Annotated in this window: 9 protein-coding genes and 2 tRNA genes; 4 read left to right on the forward strand and 7 right to left on the reverse strand. The window is 66.6% G+C overall.

Annotation, left to right across the window (positions count from 1 at the left end):
* The first annotated feature begins 39 nt into the window (after nt 1–39).
* The 3 genes from AC5P6X_RS09045 (at nt 40) to AC5P6X_RS09055 (ending at nt 1,309) form a co-directional block, all read left to right on the forward strand.
* A complete protein-coding gene (locus tag AC5P6X_RS09045; RefSeq protein WP_088437052.1) occupies nt 40–246 on the forward strand; it encodes a hypothetical protein in 207 nt (68 codons plus the stop codon).
* 130 nt (nt 247–376) lie between these two features.
* Entirely contained in the window at nt 377–937 is a 561-nt protein-coding gene (locus AC5P6X_RS09050) for a DUF3011 domain-containing protein (protein WP_005410417.1), read from the forward strand.
* A gap of 168 nt (nt 938–1,105) precedes the next feature.
* Nucleotides 1,106–1,309 (forward strand): hypothetical protein, encoded by a 204-nt coding sequence (locus AC5P6X_RS09055; protein ID WP_005410416.1) that lies wholly within the window; start codon nt 1,106–1,108, stop codon nt 1,307–1,309.
* Nucleotides 1,310–1,388: 79 nt separating this feature from the next.
* Here the strand turns inward: AC5P6X_RS09055 and dxs are convergent, their stop codons facing one another.
* From dxs to AC5P6X_RS09090, 7 genes are all read right to left on the reverse strand, one after another.
* A complete protein-coding gene (gene dxs / locus AC5P6X_RS09060; RefSeq protein WP_049451215.1) occupies nt 1,389–3,296 on the reverse strand; it encodes a 1-deoxy-D-xylulose-5-phosphate synthase in 1,908 nt (635 codons plus the stop codon).
* Nucleotides 3,297–3,401: 105 nt separating this feature from the next.
* Nucleotides 3,402–4,067, reverse strand: a complete 666-nt coding sequence (locus AC5P6X_RS09065) for an HNH endonuclease (RefSeq protein ID WP_005410414.1) — start codon at nt 4,065–4,067, stop codon at nt 3,402–3,404.
* Between the two features lie 453 nt (nt 4,068–4,520).
* Nucleotides 4,521–6,311, reverse strand: coding sequence for an acyl-CoA dehydrogenase C-terminal domain-containing protein (locus AC5P6X_RS09070; protein ID WP_088437053.1), 1,791 nt, complete (start codon nt 6,309–6,311; stop codon nt 4,521–4,523).
* A gap of 65 nt (nt 6,312–6,376) precedes the next feature.
* Nucleotides 6,377–6,853, reverse strand: coding sequence for an LEA/WHy family protein (locus AC5P6X_RS09075; protein ID WP_108270751.1), 477 nt, complete (start codon nt 6,851–6,853; stop codon nt 6,377–6,379).
* A gap of 169 nt (nt 6,854–7,022) precedes the next feature.
* Complete coding sequence (locus tag AC5P6X_RS09080; RefSeq protein ID WP_108270750.1) at nt 7,023–7,574, reverse strand: lipocalin family protein; 552 nt, start codon at nt 7,572–7,574, stop codon at nt 7,023–7,025.
* 193 nt (nt 7,575–7,767) lie between these two features.
* A tRNA-Phe gene (locus AC5P6X_RS09085) sits at nt 7,768–7,843 on the reverse strand.
* A 73-nt stretch (nt 7,844–7,916) separates the two neighbouring features.
* Nucleotides 7,917–7,992, reverse strand: a tRNA-Phe gene (locus AC5P6X_RS09090).
* 336 nt (nt 7,993–8,328) lie between these two features.
* Here AC5P6X_RS09090 and curA point away from each other — a divergent pair.
* Nucleotides 8,329–9,354 carry an NADPH-dependent curcumin/dihydrocurcumin reductase gene (gene curA / locus AC5P6X_RS09095; protein ID WP_158230929.1) on the forward strand — a complete coding sequence of 342 codons (1,026 nt, stop codon included), beginning with the start codon at nt 8,329–8,331 and terminating at the stop codon, nt 9,352–9,354.
* Nucleotides 9,355–9,375: the final 21 nt, after the last annotated feature.

The raw sequence follows: 9,375 nt of genomic DNA on the forward strand, positions 1-9,375 counted from the left end.
CCGCCTGCCGTCGCATCCTTCCATCCGCAGGAGCCCCTCATGGTCATTACCGTTCAACGCAACGCCCGGCACTGGTCCGTGCTGGATCCGCAGGTGCATGACGCAACCCGATATGCGCGGGGCGCCGAGGCTTTCGATGCCGCCGCGGCGCGGGCCCTCGAGCACCACCGTCGCACCGGCCAGCGCAGCACGGTGCGGGTCGAGGCGCTCGGCAGCGCGGTGGATGCCCTGCACGTAGGAGACTGACGCCGGTCGTTGCGTGCAGTCAGCTACGGTTGCGTTGTTTGAATGGGGAAAAACCGGCGTCACGCGCCCCCCTGTGCGCCGTGCCGGGAATCCCGGATGCTTGCGCCATCGTATTCATCTGGAGATCTCGATGGGCAAGGCACTCACCTGGCGTACCCTGGCCTGCACCCTGCTGCCGATGCTGGCGGCGGCGGGTGGCGCCCAGGCGCAGAGCTATGGCTACGGCTATGACGATGACCGCTACGGTGGCCGCGAAGGCAGCGGCATCGTGCGCTGCGAGTCGATCAAGAACCGTAGCAACGAGTGCCGTCTGGAGGGCCGCGCGCGGATGATCCGCCAGTTGTCCGGCTCGCCGTGCGTGGAAGGTGAGACCTGGGGCCAGTCGCGCTATGGCGTATGGGTGACCCAGGGCTGCCGCGCCGAGTTCGTCGGCGAGTACCGTCGTGGTGGCGGCTGGGGCAATGGGGGTGGTTGGGGCAACGGCAACGGCAACGGTTGGGGCGGCGGTGAGGTGATCACCTGTCATTCCAATGGGCATCGCCAGGAGTACTGCGACGCCCGCATCCGCCGCGGCGTGCGCCTGGTTCGCCAGGATTCGCGCAGTGCCTGCATCGAGGGCCAGACCTGGGGCTGGGATCGTCGTGGCATCTGGGTCAGCGACGGCTGCCGGGCACAGTTCCAGGTGAACTGAGCGCGCCCCTCTAAAATCAGAAAAATCTGATACAGCTCACATTTTGAACTGTCGTATCTTCTGCGATCAGGGCATCTCTGTGTGTCCCTGATCTGTTGCGACGATGCCTGCCGTGATCGGCAGGAATGTCCCGCTACCGTCGATACGCTGCCTCAAGGAGTGAGCCGCATGTTGATCCGCCTGCAATGCGAACAGCGCCAATGGCGCGTGCTGCATCCGGACCGGCCGGAGCCGATCGATTTCCGCGACGGTGCCCGCGCCTTCGACTTCGCTGAAACCCTGGCGCGCCTGCACTTTGTCGATACCGGGCAGCGCGCTGCCGTGCGCGTGGAAGCCAGCGGTGCCTTCGTGGAAGCGGTCAGCTACGGCTGAGGGCGGGGTTTCCGGCCAGGTCCTGTTTCCGGGCCCCGCTATCCACGCCATGCGCGGATCCACTGGGTGGCAATCGGCCTCAGCCCGCCGCGCTCAGCGGCGGGGTACCTGTGGCCAGCTGCGGCCAACGCTTGAGCACGGCCGTACGGATGCCCGCGGCGTCGATGCCTGCTTCGGCCAGCAGGTCCTCGCGGCTGGCATGGTGCTGGTAGCTGTCGGGCAGGCCCAGGTGCAGGATCGGGCGCAGCACGCCTTCGGCATTGAGCAGCTCGCCGACGCCTGAACCGGCGCCACCGGCCACCACGTTGTCTTCGATCGTCACCAGGCCTTCGTGCTGGGCGGCGACAGCCAGCACCAGCTCGCGGTCCAGCGGCTTGATGAAACGCATGTTGACCACGCTCAGGCCCAGTTCGCGGCCGACCTGCTCGGCGGCGGCCACGGTGCTGCCGAAGGCGAGCAGGGCAATGCGGCTGCCCTGCAGGCGCAGTTCGCCCTTGCCGATCGGCAGGGTGGACAGGTCGGTGCCGGCTGCAACGCCGGTGCCGGTGCCGCGCGGGTAGCGCACGGCGGCCGGGCCCGGGTGCTGCAGGCCGGTGCTGAGCATCTGCCGGCACTCGGCTTCGTTGGACGGTGCCATCACCACCAGGTTGGGCACGCAGCGCAGGAAGCTCAGGTCGAGGTTGCCGGCATGGGTCGCACCGTCCGGGCCGACCACGCCGGCGCGGTCGATCGCGAACAGCACGTCCAGGTCCTGGATCGCCACGTCATGTACCAGCTGGTCGTACGCGCGCTGCAGGAAGGTCGAGTAGATCGCCACCACCGGCTTGCCACCCTGGGTGGCCATGCCGGCGGCGAGGGTGACCGCATGCTGTTCGGCAATCGCCACGTCGAAATAGCGCTGCGGGTATTCCTTGCTGAAACGCACCAGGCCGGAGCCTTCGCGCATCGCCGGGGTGATGCCGTACAGGCGGGGTTCGGCGGCGGCGGCATCGCACAGCCAGTCGCTGAACACATCGGTATAGGTCGGCTTCTTGGCACCGGCCTTGGCCACCAAGCCCTTGTCCGGATCGAACGGGCCCACGGCGTGGTAACCGATCTGGTCGCCTTCGGCCGGCTCGTAGCCCTTGCCCTTGGTGGTCATCACGTGCAGCAGCTTCGGGCCCTTGGAGGCGCGCAGCGTCTTCAGCGTGGACAGCAGGGCGGGCATGTCGTGGCCGTCGATCGGGCCGGTGTAGTGGAAGCCCATCTCCTCGAACATCGTGGACGGCACGAACATGCCCTTCCAGTGTTCTTCCCAGCGCTTCACGAAACGCGCCGGGTTGTTCTTCTTGTCACCGAGGATCTTCTTGCCGCCTTCGCGCAGCGCATTGAGCGTGCGGCTGCCGGTGGCACGGCCGAGCATCTTGGTCAGGCCGCCGACCGCCTCGGAGATCGACATGTTGTTGTCGTTGAGGATCACCAGCAGGTTCGGTTCCGGGTCCATGCCGCCGGCGTGCATCAGCGCTTCGAAGGCCATGCCGGCGGTCATCGCACCGTCACCGATCACCGCCACGATCTTGCGGTCGTCGCCTTCGGACTGGCGGGCAATGGCCATGCCGAGTGCCGCCGAGATCGAGGTGGAGGAGTGGCCGACGCCAAAGGTGTCGTATTCGCTCTCCTCGCGCTTCGGGAATGGCGCGACGCCGTCCTTCTGCTTGACGGTGTGGATCTGGTCGCGGCGCCCGGTCAGGATCTTGTGCGGGTAGGTCTGGTGACCGACGTCCCAGACCAGCTGGTCGACCGGAGTCTGGTACAGGTAGTGCAGGGCCACGGTGAGTTCGATCACGCCCAGGCCGGCGGCGAAGTGGCCACCGCTCTTGCCCACCGATTCGATGAGGTAGGCGCGCAGTTCGTCGGCAACCGCCCTCAGTTCGGATTCGTCGAACGTGCGCAGGTCATCCGGCGTCTGGATGCGCGCGAGGCGGGGATAGCGGGCAGAGTCGATCATCATGTTCGCACTTTTTCTGAATGCCCATTTTCGCCCTCAAACGGGGGTGGGGCAAGCAAACGCCGCCGTCCGTGACAGGACGGTGAGGGTTGCATTTTCAGGCGTTCAGGTGCTCAGTTTCGACCGCTTGGGCAATTGCGCCTTCAGGAAGGCCATCTGGTCGGCCAGGATGTTGCGGTTGGACAGGATCAGGTGCTCGATCCAGCTGGGCCGGTAGGGCACGGCCAGCAGCGGCATTCCGGCCTGCTGCGGGGTGCGGTCGCTCTTGCGCGAGTTGCAGTGGAAACAGGCGGTGACCACGTTTTCCCAGCAGTCCAGGCCGCCCTTGGACAGTGGCACGACGTGGTCGCGGGTGAGCGTGGGGCGGTTGAACTGCTGGCCGCAGTACATGCACAGGTGGGCGTCGCGGGCGAACAGGGCCGGGTTGGTCAGGTTCGGCGTGGGGTCGATCGCGCGGGAGCGGGCATGGCCGCGCGCGGCGATGATCGGGTGCAGGTCCATGCCGCTCTGCAGGCCGCTGAAGCGGTTGGTGCCGCCGTGGATGTGCAGGCAGGGATCGCCCAGCGTCCAGGCCACCGCTTCGCGGGCGTAGAGGCACGCCGCATCCTGCCAGGTGATCCAGTCCAGTACGCGTCCGTGGGCATCAAGCGAGAGCAGCCGGACCGAACCGGGGCGATGCAGCGTCGTGGCGTTGGGCGATGCTTCGGCGCCCGGAGCAGAAAACGGAGCTCCGGCTTCGATCAGACCCAAGCGTGTAGTGTCTGTCTCCATCGGGAGAACAGCTTATACCTGAATGTTGACGATTTGTGTATCGCCTGTCGGCGATACGCAAATCGTCAACATTCAGGTCCGCGCATTCCGCATCCCAGCCCGCCGATGGCGGGTTGGGATGCCCACGCATTCCTCCTATCCCCTGCGCCGTCGGCGCGCCCCCCTTAACAAAGGGGGGCTTTTCTCCAGAGGGATTTCGGTGGTTTCCGCCCACGCATGGCGTGGATCTACGGTGTCGACCAAGGTCGACACCTACCAGCAGCAGAAATCTGTCGAGGGCGGGGTGGGGCCGGTTGCGGGGGCGTGAGCGCCATGGATGGCGCGACCGAGGCTACAGGGACGTACTTGCGCCGTCCCCCGCAATTGGATCCGCCTCGCCATCCCGCAGGAAGCCGGCTGTTGCGGTTGCCGGCCAGCGGCCGGCACTACCGCGGGTGCCGGGCGGCAGCCGGATCAGGCGCCGAAGCGCTCGTCGTCCATCGTCATCAGCGGGGCGGCGCCGGACTGGATCGCGGCAGCGTGGCTGAGCGTGCGCGGCAGCACGCGGGCGAAGTAGAAGCGAGCGGTTTCGCGCTTGCCCTGGGCGAAGGCGGCGCCGTGCGCGCTGGCATCGGCGGCGGCCACGCTGCGGGCCCACCAGTAGGCCAGCACCACGTAACCCGAATAGAACAGGTAGTCGTAGCTGGCGGCGCCCAGTTCGTCCGGATTGCCGGCCGCGCGCTGCAGCACGTCCAGGGTCAGCTTGCCCCATTCGGCGGCCTTGGCGCGCAGCGGGCCGATGAACTCGGCCAGCGCTTCGTCGCCTTCATGCTCCTTGGCGAAGGCTTCGATCTCGGCCAGCATCAGCTTCAGGCCGGCGCCCTGGCTGGAGGCGGTCTTGCGGCCGATCAGGTCCAGCGCCTGGATGCCGGTGGTGCCTTCATACAGCGTGGTGATGCGCGCATCGCGGGCCAGTTGCTCCATGCCGTGTTCGCGGATATAGCCGTGGCCACCAAAGCACTGCAGGGCGTTGTAGGTGTTCTCGATGCCCCATTCGGTCTGGCAGGCCTTGGAGATCGGGGTCAGGAAGCTCACCAGGGTGTCGGCGCGCTCGCGCTCGGCGGCGTCCTCGGCGTGATGGGCAACGTCGATCAGGGTGGCGGCGTGCAGGGCCAGCAGGCGGCTGCCCTCGACCAGCGACTTCACCGTCAGCAGCATGCGGCGCACATCCGGGTGCACCAGGATCGGGTCGGCCTGCTTGTCCGGGAACTTGGCGCCGCTCAGGGCGCGCGACTGCAGGCGTTCACGGCTGTACTTCAGTGCGTTCTGGTAAGCGCGCTCGGACAGGCCGATGCCCTGCAGGCCGACGCCCAGGCGCGCGGTGTTCATCATGGTGAACATGGCCTGCAGGCCCTTGTGCGGCTGGCCGACCAGGTACCCCTGCGCACCGTCGAAGTTCATCACGCAGGTGACCGAACCCTTGATACCCATCTTGTGCTCGATCGAGCCGCAGCGCAGTGCGTTGCGCTCGCCGACATTGCCATCGCGGTCGACCTTGAACTTGGGCGTGACGAACAGCGAGATGCCCTTGGCGCCCGGAGGGGCGTCGGGCAGCTTGGCCAGCACCAGGTGCACGATGTTTTCGGTCAGGTCGTGCTCGCCGGCGGTGATGAAGATCTTGGTGCCGGTGATCGAGTAGCTGCCATCGGCGTTGGGCTCGGCCTTGGTCTTCAGCAGGCCCAGGTCGGTACCGCAGTGCGGCTCGGTCAGGCACATGGTGCCGGTCCAGCGGCCCTCGATCAGCGGCTTGAGGAAGGCCTCGTGCTGCCAGGCCTCGCCGTGCTGCTTCAGCGCTTCGATGGCGCCGTGCGAGAGCAGCGGGAAGTTGCCCCACGCCAGGTTGGCGGCGTTGATCATTTCGTTGAGCGGCACGCCGAGGGTGTGCGGCAGGCCCTGGCCACCCAGTTCCGGCGAGGCGGTCAGGCCGGTCCAGCCGCCATCGACGAACTGGTCGTAGGCCTGCTTGAAGCCGGGCGGGGTGGTCACTTCACCGGTGGCCTGGTCGAGCACGCAGCCGATCTCATCGCCAACGCTGTTGAGCGGGGCCAGCACGGTGGCGCTGAAACGGCCAGCTTCTTCCAGCACGGCATCGACCACGTCGGCGGTGGCGTCGGTGAAGCCCAGGCGGGCGAACAGGGGTTCGACCTTGAGCACGTCGTGCAGGGCGAAACGGAGGTCGGAAAGCGGGGCGGTGTAGCTGCTCATCGGTACGTCTCGATTTGATCAGGGCAGGGGAGGGCGGCGCCAGGCGCCGCGACGGAAGGTGGAAATCAGCGCAGCACGCCCGGCAGGCCCGGGGCCTGGTTGAGGGTGCTGCGGCTGCTGATGTCGAAGCTGCGCTGCTTCTTTTCCTGCGGCGTGGCCGCGACCGTTCCCTTCAGGCCATAGGCCAGGGTGCGGTTGCCGGCCAGTGCATCGGCCACCACCAGGCGTGCGGCCGAACTGGGCGCCAGGTCGACATTGATGACATCCGCGGAGGTGCCGCCGATGGAGATACCGGGCTTGGCCTGCAGGGTGCCGGCCTCGGCATCGCCCACGGTCAGCGCCAGCGACACATCATCGAAAGTCATCGGCATCGAGCTGAAGTTCTGCAGGCGCAGCGCCACGGTCCAGTTGCCGTCGGCGCGCACGGTCAGCTGCTGCAGGCTGGCCGCCGGTTCCGAAACACGCTTGACGATGCCGTTGCCACAGGCGGCAAGGGCGAGGGTGCTCAGGACGATCAAGGCGATACGGAAACGGTGGAGCATGGGCGCAGGTCCTCTGGAGGCGGTGCGTTGGAATAAGCATACTACGGCGTATGGTCGTTTGGATCGCCTGTGGCGAGCCGTCGCAGAGGGTAGCGCGTGAAGATGGCGGCGGGGCGTGCGCAGCGCTGGATCTTCGGGCGCACGGTGCGCGTACGGATTGAACTGCGGCTCAATCGGCGGGCGTATCGCGAAGCGGGGCCATCAGGCGCAGCGGGCGCAGGTCGTAGCCCATGGCTTCGGCTTTTTCCTTCAACTGCTCGAACCGGGCGCGGTCCATTTCCGGCAGGCGCGAGAGGATCCACAGGTATTTCCGGTCCGGTTCACCGACCAGGGCCCACTGGTAGTCCGGGTCCAGCGCCAGCACCCAGTAGTCGGCCCAGACCAGTGGCACCCAGCTCAGCCAGTCCGGAACGAAGCGCACCTGCAGTTGGCCGGGATGGCCAGCCACCGGGCGTGCAATGCCTTCGGCGATTACGCGTTCTCCGTCGGCGTTGCGGCAGGCATTGGTGACACTGATGCGGCCATCGTGGCGCAGCCCGTAGTTGGCGGTGATCTCGCCGACGCACTGCTTCTGGAATGACACCGGCAGGTGAGCGATCTCGTGCCATTGGCCTGCATAGCGGTCGATGTCCAGCGTGTCGACTGCACGCACCGGTTCGGCGGCGATCACCGGAGCGGCGGCCAGCAGCAGGCAGGCGAGCAGGGTGGGGCGCAATTGCATCGGCAGGCTCCGGCAGGAATCTGCAGCGTAGGTGCCGCGGCGGGTACCGGTGTAAATGTTTCGTCAACCAGACGGCGGTGGCCCGGCATGGATCGAGGCAATGGAAGGGGCCAGCGCCAGGTAGACCCACGCCATGCGTGGATGGCAGGCCGCACGCAAAAAAAAGACCTGCATTTCTGCAGGTCTCTGAAGATGGTGGCCGAAGACGGAATCGAACCGCCGACACGGGGATTTTCAATCCCCTGCTCTACCAACTGAGCTACTCGGCCAAATTGTGTGGCAACCGTGATCAAACCCGGTTTCCGGAAAAAAAAGACCCGCATTTTTGCAGGCCTTCGAAAGTGGTGGCCGAAGACGGAATCGAACCGCCGACACGGGGATTTTCAATCCCCTGCTCTACCAACTGAGCTACTCGGCCACATGTTTCGTTGCAGCGAGGTCGCTGCCAAGGACGCGTATATTACGGAGGTCGGCTGCCTTCGGCAAGCGTTTTGCCAAGATTTCTTCACATTGCCGTCTGCGGGCTCGCAAGTGCTTGATCCTCCGTTGTGGGGCGGGGGCGTGGTCAGTCGATCATCGTCTGCGGTGGAAATCAGCAGATCGCCGCGATCGCCAAAGCTGCAAGGGCAAGGGCTGCGCCGGACCCGCGCCGCGCCGGTCCATGGAACGCTGTTTTCATGGCCGTTGCCGGCGATCGTTGCGGCGTAGTGTCGGCATTCCTTTCCTGATGCTGGCAACAGCAGAGCCGGTCACCATGTCCGATTCCCTCGCTACCTCCCGTATCGTGCTGGCCTCGCGTCCGCAGGGCGCACCAAGCGCGGCCAACTTCCGCCTGGAACAGGCTGCGCTGCCGGCATTGGGGGATGGCGAAGTGCTGCTGCGCAACCGCTACCTGTCGCTGGACCCGTACATGCGTGGACGCATGGACGAGGGCCCGTCGTACGCCGCGCCGGTGGCGGTGGGCGCGGTGATGGAAGGGCAGACCGTGGCCGAAGTGCTGCGATCCAACGCCGAAGGTGTGGCGGTCGGAGATCTGCTGCTGGCGCCGGGTGGCTGGCAGACCCACGCAGTGCTGCAGGCCAAGGCGCTGGGGCGTCGGCTGGATCCGGCCGGACTGCCGCTGAGTACCGCGCTGGGGGTATATGGCATGCCCGGCTTCACCGCCTATTCCAGCCTGCACGAAATCGCCCGTTTGAAGCCGGGTGAGACGCTGGTGGTGGCTGCCGCGACCGGGCCGGTGGGCGCGACCGTCGCCCAGCTGGCCAAGCTGCAGGGCGCGCGCGTGGTCGCCATCGCCGGTGGCGAAGCCAAGCGTGCCTACCTGCAGACGCTGGGCGTGGACGTGGCGCTGGATCATCGCGCGGCTGATTTTGCCGATCAACTGCGCGCGGCAGTGCCTGCCGGCATCGACGTGTACTTCGAGAATGTCGGTGGCCATGTGCTGGATGCAGTGCTGCCGCTGCTCAGCGACTTCGCCCGCATTCCGGTGTGCGGCACCATCGCCACCTACAACGAGCGGGGCATCGAGCAGCCCGGCCCGGACCGGTTGCCCGCACTGTTCAGCCAGATCCTGCGCCAGCGCCTGACCGTGCGTGGTTTCATCGTGCACGACTTCAACCACCTGTGGCCGGACTTCGAACGCGAGATGCGGCAGTGGCTGCGCGAAGGTCGCATCCAGTACCGCGAGGATGTGGTGGAAGGGCTGGAGAACGCGCCGGAGGCGTTCTTCGGGCTGCTGCAGGGGCGCAACTTCGGCAAGTTGGTGGTGAAGCTGGATTGAGGGCTTGGCGGCGTGCCGACC

Source organism: Stenotrophomonas sp. YJH_SMC_40 (genome assembly GCF_059368615.1).

Coding starts and splice junctions, on each gene's coding strand:
- AC5P6X_RS09045 (WP_088437052.1), top strand. CDS start 40: ATGGTCATTACCGTTCAACGCAACGCCCGGCACTGGTCCGTGCTGGAT.
- AC5P6X_RS09050 (WP_005410417.1), top strand. CDS start 377: ATGGGCAAGGCACTCACCTGGCGTACCCTGGCCTGCACCCTGCTGCCG.
- AC5P6X_RS09055 (WP_005410416.1), top strand. CDS start 1,106: ATGTTGATCCGCCTGCAATGCGAACAGCGCCAATGGCGCGTGCTGCAT.
- dxs (WP_049451215.1), bottom strand. CDS start 3,296: ATGATCGACTCTGCCCGCTATCCCCGCCTCGCGCGCATCCAGACGCCG.
- AC5P6X_RS09065 (WP_005410414.1), bottom strand. CDS start 4,067: ATGGAGACAGACACTACACGCTTGGGTCTGATCGAAGCCGGAGCTCCG.
- AC5P6X_RS09070 (WP_088437053.1), bottom strand. CDS start 6,311: ATGAGCAGCTACACCGCCCCGCTTTCCGACCTCCGTTTCGCCCTGCAC.
- AC5P6X_RS09075 (WP_108270751.1), bottom strand. CDS start 6,853: ATGCTCCACCGTTTCCGTATCGCCTTGATCGTCCTGAGCACCCTCGCC.
- AC5P6X_RS09080 (WP_108270750.1), bottom strand. CDS start 7,574: ATGCAATTGCGCCCCACCCTGCTCGCCTGCCTGCTGCTGGCCGCCGCT.
- curA (WP_158230929.1), top strand. CDS start 8,329: ATGTCCGATTCCCTCGCTACCTCCCGTATCGTGCTGGCCTCGCGTCCG.